This window comes from Acidipila sp. EB88 (assembly GCF_003858395.1).
Taxonomy (GTDB): Bacteria; Acidobacteriota; Terriglobia; order Terriglobales; family Acidobacteriaceae; genus EB88.
Genome location: NZ_QWEV01000005.1, coordinates 3,750,436 through 3,767,652, shown reverse-complemented (window position 1 = coordinate 3,767,652; position 17,217 = coordinate 3,750,436). Strand labels below are relative to the sequence as shown.

General features: G+C 63.3%; 12 protein-coding genes. 5 read left to right on the top strand and 7 right to left on the bottom strand.

Going from position 1 to position 17,217, the window contains the following annotated elements; translation table 11 throughout:
- Positions 1-14 precede the first annotated feature (14 nt).
- Positions 15-1,043: an FAD:protein FMN transferase gene (locus D1Y84_RS15895; RefSeq protein ID WP_233581475.1), complete on the bottom strand. Its 1,029-nt coding sequence runs from the start codon at positions 1,041-1,043 to the stop codon at positions 15-17.
- 248 nt (positions 1,044-1,291) lie between these two features.
- Between D1Y84_RS15895 and D1Y84_RS15890 the strand changes: the two genes are divergently transcribed.
- The 3 genes from D1Y84_RS15890 to D1Y84_RS15880 all read left to right on the top strand — a co-directional run bounded on the left by D1Y84_RS15890 (position 1,292) and on the right by D1Y84_RS15880 (position 4,660).
- Complete coding sequence (locus tag D1Y84_RS15890; RefSeq protein WP_124849559.1) at positions 1,292-2,608, top strand: Gfo/Idh/MocA family protein; 1,317 nt, start codon at positions 1,292-1,294, stop codon at positions 2,606-2,608.
- A 39-nt stretch (positions 2,609-2,647) separates the two neighbouring features.
- A complete protein-coding gene (locus tag D1Y84_RS15885; protein ID WP_124849558.1) occupies positions 2,648-3,559 on the top strand; it encodes a sugar phosphate isomerase/epimerase in 912 nt (303 codons plus the stop codon).
- A gap of 132 nt (positions 3,560-3,691) precedes the next feature.
- Positions 3,692-4,660: a sugar phosphate isomerase/epimerase gene (locus D1Y84_RS15880; RefSeq protein WP_233581474.1), complete on the top strand. Its 969-nt coding sequence runs from the start codon at positions 3,692-3,694 to the stop codon at positions 4,658-4,660.
- A gap of 82 nt (positions 4,661-4,742) precedes the next feature.
- On the opposite strand, the gene D1Y84_RS15875 is transcribed toward D1Y84_RS15880, so the two are convergent.
- Together D1Y84_RS15875 and glpK are read right to left on the bottom strand one after the other, a co-directional pair.
- On the bottom strand, positions 4,743-5,480 hold the full coding sequence (locus D1Y84_RS15875) for an MIP/aquaporin family protein (protein ID WP_199726428.1): 738 nt from the start codon (positions 5,478-5,480) through the stop codon (positions 4,743-4,745).
- 208 nt (positions 5,481-5,688) lie between these two features.
- Positions 5,689-7,209: a glycerol kinase GlpK gene (glpK, locus tag D1Y84_RS15870; protein WP_124849557.1), complete on the bottom strand. Its 1,521-nt coding sequence runs from the start codon at positions 7,207-7,209 to the stop codon at positions 5,689-5,691.
- Positions 7,210-7,505: 296 nt separating this feature from the next.
- On the opposite strand from glpK, the gene xylB reads away from it, so the two are divergent.
- Positions 7,506-8,984 carry a xylulokinase gene (gene xylB / locus D1Y84_RS15865; RefSeq protein ID WP_124849556.1) on the top strand — a complete coding sequence of 493 codons (1,479 nt, stop codon included), beginning with the start codon at positions 7,506-7,508 and terminating at the stop codon, positions 8,982-8,984.
- A gap of 108 nt (positions 8,985-9,092) precedes the next feature.
- Here xylB and D1Y84_RS15860 read toward each other — a convergent pair whose 3' ends face one another.
- The 4 genes from D1Y84_RS15860 to D1Y84_RS15845 form a co-directional block, all read right to left on the bottom strand.
- The gene (locus D1Y84_RS15860) at positions 9,093-9,914 is read right to left on the bottom strand and encodes an alpha/beta fold hydrolase (RefSeq protein WP_124849555.1); all 822 of its coding nucleotides are present in this window, start codon (positions 9,912-9,914) and stop codon (positions 9,093-9,095) included.
- 93 nt (positions 9,915-10,007) lie between these two features.
- The gene (locus D1Y84_RS15855; protein ID WP_158615517.1) at positions 10,008-12,185 is read right to left on the bottom strand and encodes a S9 family peptidase; all 2,178 of its coding nucleotides are present in this window, start codon (positions 12,183-12,185) and stop codon (positions 10,008-10,010) included.
- Between the two features lie 171 nt (positions 12,186-12,356).
- Positions 12,357-14,042 (bottom strand): amidohydrolase, encoded by a 1,686-nt coding sequence (locus tag D1Y84_RS15850; RefSeq protein ID WP_233581473.1) that lies wholly within the window; start codon positions 14,040-14,042, stop codon positions 12,357-12,359.
- Between the two features lie 1,292 nt (positions 14,043-15,334).
- Complete coding sequence (locus D1Y84_RS15845) at positions 15,335-16,300, bottom strand: family 43 glycosylhydrolase (RefSeq protein ID WP_124849553.1); 966 nt, start codon at positions 16,298-16,300, stop codon at positions 15,335-15,337.
- Between the two features lie 429 nt (positions 16,301-16,729).
- Between D1Y84_RS15845 and D1Y84_RS15840 the strand changes: the two genes are divergently transcribed.
- Entirely contained in the window at positions 16,730-17,011 is a 282-nt protein-coding gene (locus D1Y84_RS15840; protein WP_124849552.1) for a hypothetical protein, read from the top strand.
- Positions 17,012-17,217 lie beyond the last annotated feature (206 nt).

Genomic DNA, 17,217 nt, shown 5'->3' with positions numbered 1-17,217 from the left:
GCCTCCGGAAAAGCTTAGTGCATCAGGGGCATAGCCTGCTCGCAGTGCGCGTGATCCACTGGCGCACGCCAGCGGAACACGGCGCAGCTCGGGCGCGACCCATCCACGGAGACGATCAGCGCGCTCGCCTGCGGCGCGTACCCGGCCAGCGTGCGCACGGTCTGCTCTGGTGCCAGCACAAAGGCCACGTTGGACAACGCATCGCTGGCCGTGGCCGACGGGTGGATCACGCTGACCTGGATGCGACCCTCCACAGGCCGCAGCGTGCGTGGGTTCATGATGTGGCAGTATAGGTGGCCGTCCAGGACAAAGTTCTTCTGGCTGCAGTCGGCGCTTGAAAGCGACTCATCACGCAGCGTGACCATAGACAGCGTGCCATTCCGTGGAAGTGGCCCCGGCACCACGATGCGCCATCCTCGCCGATGAGGCGGAGCCCCCAGCGCAAACAAGGTACTGCTGCCGGCCGAGAGCAGCGCGGCCCGCACCTGGTCTGCTCGCAACACGCGCACAGCGGCATCCACGGCAAAGCCCTTGCCTATGCCGCCCGGGTCGAGTTCCACCCCGGGTGCGGTGAAGCGCACCATGCGGCGCGCAGCATCGAGCTGTACTTTGCGCCAGCCGGTCTCGGTCCGGAGTTGGTCAAGCTCGGCAGCCGGCGGAACATGGCCCTGGTGCCGGTAAAACCCCCAGGCCTTCATGAGCTTGCCAACGGTGATATCGAAGGCTCCGTCGCTCACCTCGCTCCAGTGCGCGGACTGCACGAGGAAATCCATCATCTCGGGATCCGTGGTGACCGGCGCCTTGACGGCCTCCTGGTTTAACCGGGAAAGTTCGCTCGACTCCCGATAATTCGAGAGCAACTGCTCCACGCGATCCACCTCGTCGAAGACTTCGGAGGAGACCTCGGCGGCACGTGCGGCGTCGGCGCTGTACAGCGAGAGACGGAAGACCGTTGCCATGGCCGGGTGCTCAAAGGTGTAGAGCCTCTGCGATGCACACTGCGCCTGCCCTGGTGCAAGCACTGCAAGCAGCACCGTGGCCACGCCAACAACTCTCCTGATATCGCGAACGATCGACCCACGGCGCCGAATCAGCATTCCGGATCAGACTACACCGTCACGCGCGCTTCGCTGGGGCCGGCGCGCCGCGCGGCAACGGAGGATTGCGCATCGCGGTCGCTGTTCGCCAGGCGTAATTGCCGGGTGTTATTCTCAACGCCGAGCGCGATCCATGCAGCTTCCGCCACCGCAGCGTGGCCGGCATCCTGTACAGTGTCGCCGAGGAAAACGAGATGATCACACGAAGAGAGTTTCTGGATGCGGCTTCGATCAGTGCTGCCGCAGTTGCGTTTGGAAGTGCCAAATCCTACGCCAGGATCCTGGGCGCGAACGACCGTTTGAACTTCGCGGTGATCGGCCTCAACTCGCGCGCCTACGCGCATCTGTCCTCGCTCGCGGCCAACAAGGACAAGGCGCGCATCTCGCACGTCTGCGACGTGGACACCACCATCCTGTCGAAGTTCGCCGGCGAAACCCGCAAAGCGATGGGCGAGCCTGTTGCATTCGAACAGGACTTCCGCAAGGTACTTGCCCTGAAAGAGGTCGACGCGGTCACCATCGCCACCCCCGACCACTGGCACACGCCCATGGCCATCCTGGCGCTCGAGGCAGGCAAGCACGTGTACGTCGAGAAGCCGTGCAGCCACAACCCGGCCGAAGGCGCCATGCTGATTGCGGCGCAGCGCAGGTACGGCAAACTGGTACAGATGGGCACGCAGCAGCGCTCGTCGCCGCACACCATGGAGGTGGCAGACAAGATCCACAACGGCCTGATCGGCAACGCCTACTTCGCCAAGGCCTGGTACTCCAACGTGCGCAAATCGATCGGCTACGGCAAGCCTGCGCCTGTGCCAGCAACGCTTGATTGGGATCTGTGGCAGGGTCCGGCACCACGCCAGCAATATACCGACAATATTCAGCCGTATAACTGGCACTGGTTCCGCAAGTACGGCACCGGCGAATCGCTCAACAACGGCACGCACGAGGTCGACGTGTGTCGCTGGGTTCTCGGTGTCGATTACCCCGCGCGCGTCACCGCGCAGGGCGGCCGCTACCAGTTCAAAGATGACTGGCAGTTCTATGACACGCTCACTACGAGCTTCACCTACCCCAACGCGATGATCGCGTGGGAAGGCAAGTGTTGCAACGGAATGAAGTACTACGGCCGCGACCGTGGCTCGGAGATCGTGGGCACCACGGGCACCGTCATCGTGGACCGCGATGGCTACGAAGTCTATGACCTCAAGGGCACCAAGGTCAGCGAAGCAAAGGCCGGCAGCCAGACCTCCTCCACCGACCTGGTCGGTGCAGACAGCATGACCGATGCACACTTCGCAAACTTCATCGCCGGTATCCAGCGCGGCACCAAGCTCAACGCGCCGATCGAGGTAGGCAATGTCGCCGTCACCATGCTGCAGCTTTCCAACATCGCCTGGGAGGTAAGTCGCGAGCTGAAGCTTAATCCCGCGGGTGGGCATATCCTCGACGACCCGGAAGCAATGAAGGGTTGGGGACGCGCCTACGAACAGGGCTGGGCGCCCAAAGGCTAACGGCCACTGCCACCGATCAGAACACGGAGCCAGCCCGCAATGAGCATCCCCGCCTCACGTCGTACGTTTCTCCGCAATGCTTTGCTGTGTTCGGCAGCTGCCTCACTGCCGAACACCGTCATGTGCGCGCCCGCTGTGCAGGCCGCCACGTCGCCCGGTCCGCGACCGGCGCTCACGGGTGAGCCGCCCATCAAGCTCGGCCTGGCGAGTTACACCTTTCGCAACTTTACCCGGGCACAGTTGATTGCCTCCATGCAGCAGTTGCAGATCACCGCGCTCAATCCCAAGGACGCGAAAGACCACCTGCCGCTCGACTTCGCGCAGGAAGCAGCCGCCGTGGCGGACTACGCGGCCAACGGGATCGCGCTGCACGCCATCGGCGCAGTGTACTTTCCCAAGGATGAAGACGACGACATCCGCGCGAAGTTCGAGTACGCCCGCCGTGCCGGCGTTCGGGTGATCGTGGCCGGCGATCCAACCCCTGCCAGCCTGCCGCGTATCGAGCGCTTCGTGAAGCAGTACAACATCCGCTTCGCCATTCATAACCACGGCCCCGAGGACGCGATCTGGCGCTCTCCCCTCGACGTGCTCAAGGCCGTGAACACCATGGATCCACGTATGGGCTGCTGTATCGATATCGGCCACTGCGTGCGCGCCGGGACAGATGTTGTGGACGCGATCCAGGCTGCCGGCCCGCGCCTCTTCAACATCCACGCCAAGGACCTCACAGACTTCACCCAGAAGGAAAGCCAGGTCGCCGTGGGCCAGGGCAACCTGCCGATCAGGCGGATCTTCGAAGCACTCATCGCTGCTAAATACGATGGCTTTGTCGACCTTGAGTACGAGGTCCACCCGGACGATCCGATGCCCGGCGTCATCAGCAGCTTCGCGTACATGCGCGGCGTGCTTGCGGGCATGGGCTACCCGACACACAAAGCCCAGGCCGTGTAACACCTGCATGCGTCCGCCGGCGGTTGTGCGCCGTCTCAGGAAACACGAGGCGCCGACCAGCTGCCCACGCGCAGGTATCTCGCAAGGCATGCAGCGCTCGCACAAACTTGCCCCTAACTTCAAGGAGGTTTCATGATCACATCCCATTCCCGCCGCCGATTCCTGCAGTCTGCGGCCGGTGCCAGCGCGATGCTTCTCGCCCAGCGGAGAAGCTGGGCGGCCGCCTCTTCCTTCAAGGTCGGTGTCATCTCGGACGAAATCTCGCAGGATCTGGACCATGCCTGCTATGTCATCGCGAAGGAGTGGAACCTGCGCTTCGTGGAATTGCGCGAGGTATGGGGCAAAAACTTGCAGACCATTTCCGACGCGCAGATAGCTGAGGCCCGCAAGGTCATCGCCAAGTATGGGCTGTCGGTGACAGATATCAGCAGTCCACTCTTCAAAGTGAACTGGCCGGGCGCCCCACCAAGCCGCTATGCCGAAGGGGGCGACCTGCACGGCGCAGCCGCGGCGACATTCAAACAGCAGGACGAAGTGCTCCAGCGTTCCATCTCGCTGGCAAGGCAGTTCAACACCGACAAGGTGCGCTGCTTTGACTTCTGGCGCCTCGATGACGTCGCGCCTTTTCGTGCAGCGATCAACCAGAAGCTGACCGAGGCTGCCGAGACCGCGCGCCGGCAGGGGATCCTGCTTGTGCTCGAAAATGAGTTTGCCTGCAACACCGGCACCGGCCGCGAGGCTGGGGCAACGCTCGCTGGGGTCACCTCGCGCAACCTCGCCCTCAACTGGGACCCTGGCAACGCGGTGATGCGCGGCGAACTCGATGCCTTTCCTGGCGGCTGGAACGCCATCCCCAAAGACCGCATCCATCACTGCCACGTCAAAAATGCCGTAAAAGACAGCACAGGCAAGATCGTGTGGTCGCCAGTGGATGTCGGCTACATTGACTGGGCTGCACAGTTCCGAGCCCTCAAGCAGATCGGTTACGCGAATGGGGTGGTACTCGAAACGCACTGGAAGGATGGGAAGAGCCCGGAGAGCTCATCCGAGCGAAGCTGGCAGGGCATGAAGAAAGATCTTGAGAAAGCCGGCGCGCTGTGACGTTGGGCTCGAATTTCTTGCGTCGCCACATACCAGCAAGCACCATCACGGCACCACGGCAAAATCTCTACGCGCTCAGCGCCTAATTGCCCGCGCCCAGCAGGTGGAGCACCAGCCCGCCACAGCTTGCGCCGATCACCGGCCCCACAATCGGCACCCACGCATACGCCCAGTCCGAACCGGCCTTGCCCGCGATCGGCAGGATCGCGTGGGCAAGCCGTGGACCAAGATCGCGAGCAGGGTTGATGGCATAGCCCGTGGTCCCGCCCAGCGAAAGCCCGATCGCCCACACCACGCAGCTCACCAGGTACGGTCCGAGCCCTGCCGGAGCTCCACTCGCCAGCACCAGCTTGGAGCTGATCGCACCCGCAACAAGGATGAGCACAAACGTAGCGATCGCCTCCGCGAGCACGTTGGCCGGGTAGTTGCGCACCGCCGGGATGGTGCAGAACACGCCTCGCTTCGCCTCGGCATCCTCGGTCAGCGCCCAGTGCGGCAGGTAGGCAAGCCACACCACCACCGCGCCACAGAACGCCCCGGCAATCTGCGCCACCGCATACGGCAGGAGCTTTGCAAAGCTGCCGGTCTCAATCGCAAACGCCAGAGTGATGGTCGGGTTCAGGTGCGCGTCCTTGCTTCCAAACAGCAGAGAAGTAAAGATCCCGCACAGCACCGCGAACGCCCACGCCGTGCACACCGTGAGCCATCCTGCGTTCTCTGCCTTGCTGCGCTTCAGCAGCACGCCGGCCACCACACCATCGCCAAGCACCATCATGATGAAGGTGCCCATAAACTCGCCCAGCATCGGAGACCGCAGCATCCTGCCCTTTCCATTCGGTGGCCAGCCTATGGAGTTCGGCACGCCCTGTACGTTGCAACAGTGATCGCACCGCCGACGCGCTCGCCTTCACCACACGCCCACTTACTTGCGGATGGCTACCGCGCAGCACGAGCCAACCACGTGCTGCCCACCATATCACTGCTTGCCGTTCCCAGGCTCCTGTCCCCCTGCTGCAGAGTGTTCCCGCTTAAGCCTTCTGCTCCGGGGCGGCCGGTCCGCCCACTCGGTTCCATCCTCCGGCGCGCTTCACTGCCTCCTTCCACCTGGTCGTACGTCGCTGCATCTCCTGTGGGGTCGCCTTCGGTGTAAACACGGTGTCCTCGTCGCGTACCTGCGCTATCTCATCCGTGCTGCTCCAGAAGCCGACCGCAAGCCCAGCCAGGTACGCCGCGCCCAGTGCTGTAGTTTCAAGCACCGCGGGGCGACGCACGGGAAGTTGCAACAGGTCCGCCTGGAACTGCATCAGCATGTCGTTGCCCGTCGCGCCCCCATCCACGCGCAGTTCGCGAAATGGCTCCCGAGTGTCGTTATTCATCGCGTAAAGCACATCGGCCACCTGGAACGCGATGCTCTCCAGCGCGGCGCGCGCAATATGCCCAATCTCCGTGCCGCGCTCCAGCCCGATAATCAGACCACTTGCATACGGGTCCCAGTGTGGCGCACCCAGCCCGGTAAATGCCGGCACGAAAACCACGCTGCCCGCATTCTCCACCCCGGCTGCAATCGCCTCCACATCCGGCGACTCCTTGAAGAAGCGCATGTTGTCCCGCAGCCACTGCACCACCGCGCCGCCCACAAAAATGCTACCCTCCAGCGCATACTCAAGCTGCTTGCTCGGGCTGCAGCACAACGTTGTAATCAGCCGCTCCTTCGAGAGCGTGAAGGTCGTGCCAATGTTCTGCAGCAGGAAGCAACCAGTCCCGTAGGTGTTCTTGGCATCTCCCGGGGCAACACACAGCTGGCCGAACAACGCCGCCTGCTGGTCGCCCGCGATACCTGCGATCTCAATCTCGCCCAGCCCCAGCGAGGTCGTCACCTGGCCCATCGGCTCGCTCGACCAGTGCACCGCGGGCATCATGCTCGCGGGTATGTTCAGGATTTTGAGCAGCTCATCATCCCAACGATCCTCGACGATGTTGTACAGCATCGTGCGGCTCGCATTGGTGCGATCCGTCAGGTGCTGTTTGCCGCTGGTCAGGTTCCATACCAGCCAGCTGTCCACAGTGCCAAATGCAAGCTTCCCCTGCTCGGCGCTTGCCCTCGCTCCCGCCACGTTCTCGAGAATCCAGGCAATCTTGGTGGCGGAGAAGTACGGGTCTACTACCAGGCCGGTCTTCTCTCGGACCGTCGTCTCCAATCCGTCCTCGATCAGCTTCCGGCACAGCGGCGCACCGCGTCGATCCTGCCACACGATCGCGTTGTACACCGGTTTGCCCGTCTCCCGGTCCCACACGATCGTGGTCTCGCGCTGGTTGGTGATGCCGAGCGACGCCACGTCCCGCGGGCGTACACCGGCTCGCGTCATCACCTCCACCGCCGCGGTCAGCTGCGAGGTAAGAATGTCGAAGGGATCATGCTCTACCCAGCCGGTGTCAGGAAAGATCTGTCGGAATTCGTGCTGGGCAACACCGGCGATCTTGCCGGCATGGTCAAACAGGATCGCGCGGGAACTGGTCGTGCCTTGATCAAGTGCGAGGACATAGCGCATGGGTCTAGGATTCACGACTCGGCAGCGAGGTAGCCCTCGTAAACTCGTTTCTGCGCCTAAAAGTGCCAAGGGTTCTGGAGCACCCTCACCTGCCGAGCGGAGCCGTTTCACTGCTCGTGACCATCGCCTGGAACAAGGCAGAAGCTGCGGTAGTATGGTTCTGATTCAGCGGCCACCGGACGCTCCCCGCGAGGACGGCTGACTGTCTCCTGCCCGGCAATCTCATGGGAACAGCCGCGCCCCGGCCATCCCGTTTGTTCGCGCCATACGCTCTGCTCCAAATCCGAAAGGTATCCATGTTTCTCGGCATCGACTGCGGCACCCAGGGCACCAAGGCTCTTCTCCTGTCCGATCAGGGATCCCCCATCGGTCGCGGCTACGCCGCGCACAACCTCATCGAGCGGGCATCCGGCGCACGCGAGCAGGAGCCTCAGTGGTGGGTAGACGCCCTCATCACCTCGGTCAAACAGGCGCTTGGCACGGCCAATGGGCCCGTGCTGGCGCTCGGCGTCTCCGGGCAGCAGCACGGGCTCGTCGTCCTCGACGAGCACAACAAGGTCATCCGCCCGGCCAAGCTCTGGAACGACACCGAAACTGCGGCAGAGAACGAGGAGTTGATCGCCATGCTGGGCGGCCGCGCCGCCTGCGCCGAGCGGTTCGGCATCGTCTCCCGCACCGGCTACACCGCCTCCAAGCTCCTGTGGCTGCGCCGGCACGAGCCCTCCAGCTTCGCCCGCATCCGGCACATCCTGCTGCCCCACGAGTACCTCAACTTCTGGCTCACCGGGCGTATGGCCGCGGAGTTCGGCGACGCTTCGGGAACTGCCTTTTTCGACGTGCGCTCCCGCACCTGGGCTCTCGACGTGCTGGCCGCCATCGACGGCGGGTCGGGCCAGCTCGCTGCCGCGCTGCCGCCGCTGTTTGGTCCCGACGAGCTGCTCGGCCTGGTGCTGCCCGAGGTCGCGCAGGAGTTGGGCATCGCCCCGGGCTGCCAGGTCTCCACCGGCGGTGGCGACAACATGATGGGCGCAATTGGTACCGGCAACGTGCAGGCCGGGGTGGTCACGCTCAGCCTGGGCACCTCGTCCACCGTCTACTCCTACCAGACCGAACCGCTTATCAACGGCAGGGAAGAGGTTGCGCCCTTTTGCTCTTCCTCGGGCGGCTGGCTCCCGCTTGTGTGCACCATGAATGCAACCAACGTTGTGACACAAACGCTCAAGGTGCTCGGCAAGGATGTGCGCGAAATCGAAGCATCGCTCGCCGCAACCGAACCCGGCGCGGACGGCCTCGTCTTCATCCCGTTTCTGAATGGAGAACGCACCCCCGACCTGCCTTCCGCGCGCGGCACTATCGCCGGGCTCTCCAGCACCAACTTTACCCCGCACCACCTGGTCCGCGCCGTGATCGAGGGCGTCAGCTTCGGGGTGCTCGACGGGCTGGACCTGATCCTTCAAGGCGCGCAACCCGACCGCATCCTGGTCATCGGTGGAGGGTCGCGCTCCATCGCCTGGCGGCAGATGCTCGCCGACATCACCGGCGCCACCGTGCAGGTGCCGCGCGAGGAAGAAGCCGGCTGCCTCGGCGCGGCCATCCAGGCCTTCCACGCCTGGAGCCTCGCCCAGGGACATCCTGTGTCCATGACGGAGATCACAGATCGCTGGGTCGAAGTGGAGCAAAGCAGCACCACCGCTCCCCGCGCCGAACTGCGCCCGCTCTACTCGGAGGCACGCGCCACCTATCGCTCTGAACTGAAGCGTCTCTACGGCGTCTAGCAGCCTTCGCCGCGCGCACGCGCCGCAGTCTCTCTGCGGCGCGTGTGCCACCCCTGCAATGACCGGGGCAGCAGGGAAGCCACACCTGCGCTCTTGCTGCCGCCGGCGTTACGCCTGGATAAACTCCAGCAGATCGGCATTGATCTGCGCCGCGTGCGTTGTGGGCATTCCGTGCGGAAACCCCGGGTAGAACCTGGTCGTGGCCTGCTTCAGCAGCTTCGCTGAAAGCGGCCCGGCATTGGCGAAGGGTACGATCTGGTCGTCCTCACCATGCATCACCAGCGTCGGCACTTCAATCTGCTTCAGGTCTTCCGTAAAGTCCGTCTCCGAGAACGCCGCGATGCAGTCGTACTGCGCCTTGATCCCGCCGATCATCCCCTGGCGCCACCAGTTGTCGCGCACACCCTGCGCTGCCTCGGCCCCAGGCCGGTTGTAGCCGTAGAACGGCAGCGACAGGTCCTTGTAAAACTGTGAGCGATGGTTCTTGGTCTGCTCCCGAATGTTGTCGAACACGGCGATCGGCGTACCCCCCGGGTTCGTGTCGGACTGCACCATCACCGGCGGCACCGCGCTGATCAATACTGCTTTCGCCACGCGGCCCGGCTTTGCCCGCGCCACGTAGCGCGCCACTTCGCCACCGCCCGTGGAGTGCCCGATGTGCACCGCCTCTTTCAGGTCGAGCTTTGCCGCGAGCTCATCCACATCCGCCGCGTACGTGTTCATCTCGTTGCCCGTGGCAGTCTGCGTCGAGCGGCCATGCCCCCGGCGATCGTGCGCAATCACGCGGAAACCACGCTCCAGGAAGAACATCAACTGCGCATCCCAGTCATCCGAACACAAAGGCCAGCCGTGGTGAAAAACCAGCGGCCGCCCCGTGCCCCAGTCCTTGTAATAAATCTGCGTGCCATCCTTGACCGTCATCAATCCCATCAATAACCTCCCGCATACTCGCAGCTCAATGTAGCGCAGCAGCCTAAAAGCCACAACCGTTGGCACAAGAATCGTTGCAACCAGAAGCCTCACCTAGCGCGTGGAAGCCTTTGACTCTGCCGATAAGTGCTGCGCAAACCACGCCAGCTCGCGTGTAAGGCTGTCGATCTGGTGTTCGCGCTCACCAAAAATATGCGGCTCTCTCGGGTAAGTAACCATCTCTGTCTCCCGCGAGAAGAAGCGCAACGCATGGTACAGTTCCGACCCCTGCAAGAGCGGAACGCGCACGTCCGCATCGCCCTGCAGAATCAGCAACGGCGTATGGCAGGCCTCCGCTGAGCGAACAGGGGAGTGCCGGTCATACTCCGCCATCTGCCCCGTCAATGGCCCAAGGTAGCTGTCCAGGTAGCTTGGCGCGATATCCGTCGTGGTCGCCATGCTGAGCACATCAGTGATGGGTGCGCCTGCCATCGCCGCCTTGAAGCGATCAGTGTGCGTCACGGCCCAGCTCGTCAGATAGCCGCCGTAACTCCACCCTGCGATTGCCATCTGATTAGGGTCGGCAATGCCTTGCTTCACCAGCCAGTCCACCCCGGCCATCACGTCGTCAAAGTCGCCACCGCCCCAATCGCGGTAGTTGCCTTCGGTAAACGCGATCGCTTGTCCCGCCGATCCGCGATAGTTCGGCTGCAAGACCACGTAGCCCCACGAAGCAAGCAGCGCGGCGTAGTTATACCAGGTCGCGTTGAAGCCGACAGTGAAGGCTTCCTCCGGCCCACCATGCAGGTGGATCACCGTCTTGTACGCACGGCCCGGCGTGTAGTCCGGCGGCAACGACAATACTCCATACACGGTCGTGCCATCCTTCGGGTTCGCCCATTGCACCTCGCGTTCCGCACCCAGCGCCCAGCCCTGCACCTGCGGGTTGGTGCTCGTCAGCACCTCGGCCTTGTCACGCGCCCACACCGAGATCTCGCCCGGCTGCGTCGCGGTCTCACTCACAAAGCTGAACGTCTTTCCGTCCAGGCTCGCATCCAGCTCCAGCGCGGACACAGGCAGCGCAGGCACAACCCGCGCCGTGTGCTTCGCAACATCGACAACATGCGCCTCGGTGTGCGCGCCCACATAACTGCTCACGAGCAGCAGGTTCTCCGGCAGCCACCGCACCTCGGAAACTGTTCCCTTGACCAGGTCCTCCAGCCGAAGCTCTTTCCCGCTCGCCAGCTCGCGCACGTAGTGCTCATCGGTGATGCCACGCGCACTGAAGCGCGAGAATGCGACGCGCGCTCCATCTCTCGCGTACAACGGCTGCTGGTAGCCCGATCTCGGCTCGATCACGCTCACCTGTGCGCCCGTGGTCGCGTCGAAGATCATCACCTTGGATACTCGCCAGTAATCATCCAAGCGAGGCGACGGCGAGACGCGCGCCACGATACTCCTGCCGTCAGGGGACCAGTCAATCGCATCGACATTCTGGTCCGAACGCGTCAGCAGCCGCGCCTGCCGCTCGGCGACATCCAGTACCCACAGCCGGTCATAGTGGTACTCGTGATCGACGATCTCGCGATCGTCCTTGCGCTGCACGCGGCCGCGTTCGTCCTCGCTCGCTGCATCCTTCCGTACAAACGCAATCTGCTGCCCGTCCTTGGACCACCGAAACGAGCGCACGCCGCCCGGCAGGTTTGTCAGCGGCTCCGCTTCGCCCCCATCCATCGCAATCCACCAGAGCTGCATGTCCTTCGGTTCAGCCTCGGGCGCGGCTTCCGCCTTCAGGGGCGTCGCGGGAGGCGCCGCCTTCGGGTCCGCGGGTGCGGCCTTCGGGCCCGGTGCCGCCGCCGGCGCAGTCACGTTCTCCGCTGCCACAAGCGTCAACGGAATGTCCGCCGGATACTTGCCGCTCGCCAGCTTGAAGCGGAACGGCGATCCCGCCTGCGTAAGGGGATTCGGCCGGTTTGAAAGAAAGGCAAGGTGCTTCCCATCCGGCGACCATGCCGGCGCCGTATCCACGCCGCTGCTCGCCACGAACGGTCGCTGCGACATCGGCCGATCCGTATCCACCAGCCAGATGTGCTCGTTGCGCGGCATGCTCGAGGCAGCGGGCGTCAGCACGGTGTACGCGACCCGGCGTCCATCCGGCGAGATGCGCGGCTCCGCTACCGTGCGCAGGTTCACCAGGTCAGCCGGCTGCATCACCTGCTTCGCCGCGGTCTGCGCGCAGGCCCCCATCGTCCACAACGCCGCGCTCAGCACGAGGCCTGCAGCCGACTGCACAGTGCCGCACCTTATCCGTCGTTGCCGTCCGGCCACATCTTCCCGCCGCCCCTGCGCAAGGCAAACAAACCGCATGTGTCACTCCCTTTGTTCTTTTTTCGAAGATCAGCAGACCAGTTCGGCGGCCAGCCCAGGCCGCAACGAAAGAACGCAGCAGCAAAGCACCCGCGGTCACGGCGTCATCAGCTCGCCTCCAATCACAGTGCTCACAATCCGCACATGCTCAATCGCCACTGGGTCCAGGTGGAAGATGTCATCCGAAAGCACAACAAAGTCAGCCAGCTTCCCGGGCGCCAGGCTGCCTTTCCGAGCCTCCTGGCTCTCGGCATACGCCGAGCCCACCGTGTAGGCATGCACCGCCTGTTCCACCGTCAGCCGCTGCTCCGGAAACCAGCCCTCCGGATGCTTGCCGTCGAGCGTCCGACGCGTCGTCGCGGCATAGATCGTCTCCATCGGGTTCATCGGCGCCACAAACCAGTCCGAGCCAAGCGCCAGCGTCGCACCCGCATCCAGCAGGGAACGGAACGCATAGGTCGTGGCTGCGCGCTTGTGTCCAATGCGCGTCTCGGCCCAGCGGCCGTCATCAATCGCGTGGTACGGCTGCACCGAAGCAATCACATGCAGTTGCGCAAAGCGCGGGATATCCTCCGGACGCAGGTGCTGCGCATGCTCGATCCGCAACCGACGATCCGCCGGCCCGTCCTCCTGCTCGAGCCGCGCATACAGGTCAAGGATGGTCTTGTTCGCGAGGTCCCCAATCGCATGCGTGGCGATTGCATTGCCCGCGCGGTCAGCAGCCTGCAGCTTCGCGAAAAATGCTTCCGGGTGCGCCAGCTGCTCCGTCGGCTGGCCTGCGTTCCCGGGCTGGTCATCAAACGGCTCCATGAACCACGCGGTCGCCGAACCCAGCGATCCGTCGGCGAACGCCTTCAGCGATCCAATCACCAGCGTGTCATCGCCGAAGTTGGTAGCAATGCCAAGCGCCCGCAGCCGTGCCCCTTCATCGAGAGGAAAGCGCGCCGACACGCGCACCTTCCATCTTCCTTGCGCAATCAACCGCTGGTAGCCACGCACCACCAGCGCCTGCAGGTCGGCGGCATGCGCGCCCGTAAAGCCCATGTCCTGCACGCTGCACACGCCGTTCTGCAATGCGTACCGCTGCGCTGCCAGCAGCGCAGCATCCACCTGCGCATCGGTCGGCGCCGGGATCACACGCTCCACCAGGTCCTTCGCGGCGTCCTTGAAGATCCCCGTGGGGTTGCCGTCCCGGTCCCGCCCGATCGTTCCACCCGGCACGTCCGGCGTATTCCTAGTCACACCCGCGAGCTTCATCGCCAGCGCATTCGCCAGCATCATGTGCCCGTCCGAGCGCTGGACCCACACCGGGTTGTTCGGCGTCACCGCATCGATCCACGCGTGTGATGGCAGCTCAACCGGCGACCATTTCTGCTCGTCCCAGTTGCCGTCCACGATCCACTCACCCGCAGGCCTCGTCCGCGCATACGCCGCCACGCGATCGACAAACTCCTGCCGGCTGTGCGCGTCCGCCAGTTGCACGCTTGCAAGCCCCTGGCCACCCCAGAAGAAGTGCACGTGCGCATCGTTGAACGCTGGCACAACCCGCTTGCCCGCCAGGTCAAGAATCTTTGTGCCGCGCCCCGCGAGCGCAGCGATCTCCGCATCACTCCCCACGGCCACAATCCGGTGCGCCTGCACGGCAATCGCCTGCGCCTCGGGCTGCGCCGGGTTCTCGGTCCACACCTTGCCGTGCAATGCCACAAGGTCGACCTGTGCCTGCATCGCTGCACACCGCAGCAGGCAGCACGCAAACACAAGCACCTGGGCGAGTCTCGGCAAACGCTGCTCCCATCACGGCATTCATTACTGCCGGCATCAGTCCATCGCCACGAAGCGCGCATGCAACCACCACAGCGCGCCAGCATGCGCAACCATAGCCGACTATGGGCAGGCAGTGGCTTGACCGTAAGGGCAAACTCGTTCGCTGTAAAGTGCAAATTTCAGCGCACAGCGCGTACATCGATGCAGACTGATGCACCCTAACTCTCCAGACCATGCTCGACAGCGCTATTGCAAGCCAGCCGGCCTGCCAAGACAGGAGGAACAGGAGGGAACTGCAAGACAGCAGGCGCAGGAGAGAACCGCCTTGCACACCACCACGAGCAGAGCTACTCGCGCGCACAGGCGAAAACCGAGCGCATGTCGGTTGAAGCGCGTGCATTCACAAGCATGACGCATGCAACGAACCTGCGCGAACCAATCTCAGCAGGATCTGCCATGCGCCATCCGACACACCATGCCGGCGTTCATACAGCGACTGCCGCTGAAGCCGAACAACCGTAATTTGCAGCAGATCGGGCTGAAAAGGGGAGTGGGCCCGCACCCACACCTGCCGCTCCTGACAAGCAAACCACAAAGACTACGTCTGATAACCAATATTATGTAATGAAACAAGGCAACAAACCCGCTAAAAGAGGCCCAAAAGGCAAATTTTGGCCTTAGGAACCCCAGCCGCAGAGCTGGCATACACCCCGACAATTCTGTTCAATCTGCACCCGAAACCGTTGATCGCAGTGTTTCTATGGCCGCCCGTCAGCAAGATGAAAGCCGTGTCTATGCAGACCCGCGACAACGCCACCGGCAACCAACGCGCACCGAGCAAACAAATGCGCACAACCACACCCAACAAGCGACACAACTCACCCCGACGACCGTCGTGCAGACCCGGCGTCTCGTCCAGCCGATGGAAAACAGCCTCGTTCTTGTACGACAGTTCTCCCCACTAACAATGGTTCTCGGCTCCGGACCCGGGCGTATCTGTGACCAGCTCCTTCGGAGCTTCAGCTTGCCCTAGGCCTGCTGCGGCTGCCGTTTGAGAATATGCCTCCCGCCGCATCCATCACCAGGCAGCGTGTAGTCCTTCTACTCCACCATCGAACCAGCAAACCCGATGCTCCAAACGTCCAGATTCCACTTGTTACCATCCACGAAGATTGGTACTGCCCGGCGTTGCCTTTTCCCAATCTGCTCACAGCTCGCGCTATCGCCCCGTTTGAAAGCGGCGTGCGCTTCCTTAGGCATGTGGCTCTTCACGCAATTGCCGAAGCGGACCTGGGGCGGCCACGGCCCGATCACTCGATCGGGCCGTCCTTCTGCGGCACTCCGAAATGGGGCGTGCCATCGACATTCCACGTAAATCGTTGCGCACGCGTCGCACGCCCTGCGGCCGTGGGTGCATCCGTACTCTTTGCCGCATACAGGAGCCAGTCGCCCCCATCCGGCGCGCGGGCGAAGGTGCCACGCCCCGGTCCGAAAATGCCGTTCTCGGGCGCGGCGGAAAAGACCGGGTGCGCTGTCTTCACCCAGTGGCTCCGCACCAGCGGATCACCACCTGCAAACGTAAGCAGCCCCAGGCAGTAACGCGGCGAGGCCGTGTCGCTTGCCGAATACACGATGAAAGTGCGGCCATCATGGAACAGTGCGGTAGGCCCCTCGTTCACCGGGTACGTGCGCGTACTTCCCTCGCCCCGCTCCCACGCAAACTCCGGCTCGCTGATCAGTGCATCCGCACCCTCGGGCGTCATGGGCGCGCCCAGCCGCACCATGTGGATCGCGTTTTCACCCCGGTCCACCGTGACATACATGAGGTACCGCGTCGGGCCTAGCACCAGCAGCGATGGGTCGATCGCCGGCCGGCCAAGTGCCACCTGCCCGCGGAACGTGTAGCTGCCAAGCGGGTCCGCGGTGTCAGAGACAAGCGCATAAATACCATGCTCCTTGCCGGCAGCACGTGCCGTGAAGTAGATCCACCAGCGACCATCCATCTGCCACAGTGTCGGTGACCATACTTCGGAGAGGTCCGCCGGCGCCTGAAACACCACCGAGGCGTGCGTGGCTGCGAGCGCCGGCGTCGCACCGCTCCAGATCGTGATGTTGCGGCCAGTGGTTGCCAGCAGCAGGTACCTTCCCTGCACCGGCTGAGCCGTAATAAACGGATCGGCATGCGGCAAAAGGGGGTTCGCCGCCCGCTGCCCATACAGGCAAGGCGACAGCACAACAGCAAACGCGCACACCAGGCAGAACAACTGTTTCATCATGGAGTACACACCTCCCGAGTCTTCATCGGCTCGAACGCCCTGCCGAAAACCGCAGGACAATCCTCAAGACTACGAACGGCGGAAGCATCTTGATTTTCCGCCGGCGCAAACTACGCGCAGCCTTTGCGCGGGTAGCCGACTCTTTCCTGCGCCCTGCTCATTGGCATCGCAGCCTACAGGTCGTTGCAACAGTTTGTCCCACCATCTCCTCTTCACCCCTGAAAACACAAAAGCCAGTTACAAAATTAACCACCCTGCTTCCCCGGTCAGCCCACAACGCAAGAGCACCACTCAACAACGCGGGAGGCGCATGCTCGCCCTCAAACAACCAGACATTGAAGGGGATATCACCCAACTTTCTTATTGCAAATGCATCCGCAAGTGCGTTAGCGTGGGCTGGAACTTACAGAAAGCCAAACTGCAGACAGCATGAAGCCCACCACCGTTACCGGCAAGATCATTCTCGGCCTGCTTTGCCTCCTCCTTGCCGTTTTCATGACGGTAGAGGTAGCGCATAGCCATGCCGATCTTGTCGGGGGCTCGCACTGTCAGCTCTGCGCTTCCTCACATCTCGCCGTCGATGCTGCACCAGCATGGCTCACGCCGCTGGTTCTCTTCCTGCTTGGCATCGTCTCGCTCGGCGAACCCGCAACGGGATCTCGCCCTGTGGTGATGACGACGTTGATTCGCCCCCCGCCCTCTTCCTGCTGAACGCGCCTGCGCGCTCTTCCCTGCTGCCGGATTTTGCCGGCGATCCACCCCGGCAGGTCAAGGGCCGCAACCAAAAGCCGTCGCCATCGTTGAGTCGCCCGCGTCTGTCCACTGACCCATTCAGGCAGCGCTCTACCCCCAACTTTGGCAACCGCTCTGCCGCTATGCGCTACTTCCCAACGCGCGCGAAGACGTGTCTCTTCCTG

Excerpts from the sequence above, each read along its gene's own strand:
- D1Y84_RS15890 (WP_124849559.1), top strand. The coding sequence starts at position 1,292 with ATGATCACACGAAGAGAGTTTCTGGATGCGGCTTCGATCAGTGCTGCC.
- D1Y84_RS15885 (WP_124849558.1), top strand. The coding sequence starts at position 2,648 with ATGAGCATCCCCGCCTCACGTCGTACGTTTCTCCGCAATGCTTTGCTG.
- D1Y84_RS15880 (WP_233581474.1), top strand. The coding sequence starts at position 3,692 with ATGATCACATCCCATTCCCGCCGCCGATTCCTGCAGTCTGCGGCCGGT.
- D1Y84_RS15875 (WP_199726428.1), bottom strand. The coding sequence starts at position 5,480 with ATGCTGCGGTCTCCGATGCTGGGCGAGTTTATGGGCACCTTCATCATG.
- glpK (WP_124849557.1), bottom strand. The coding sequence starts at position 7,209 with ATGCGCTATGTCCTCGCACTTGATCAAGGCACGACCAGTTCCCGCGCG.
- xylB (WP_124849556.1), top strand. The coding sequence starts at position 7,506 with ATGTTTCTCGGCATCGACTGCGGCACCCAGGGCACCAAGGCTCTTCTC.
- D1Y84_RS15860 (WP_124849555.1), bottom strand. The coding sequence starts at position 9,914 with ATGGGATTGATGACGGTCAAGGATGGCACGCAGATTTATTACAAGGAC.
- D1Y84_RS15845 (WP_124849553.1), bottom strand. The coding sequence starts at position 16,300 with ATGATGAAACAGTTGTTCTGCCTGGTGTGCGCGTTTGCTGTTGTGCTG.
- D1Y84_RS15840 (WP_124849552.1), top strand. The coding sequence starts at position 16,730 with ATGAAGCCCACCACCGTTACCGGCAAGATCATTCTCGGCCTGCTTTGC.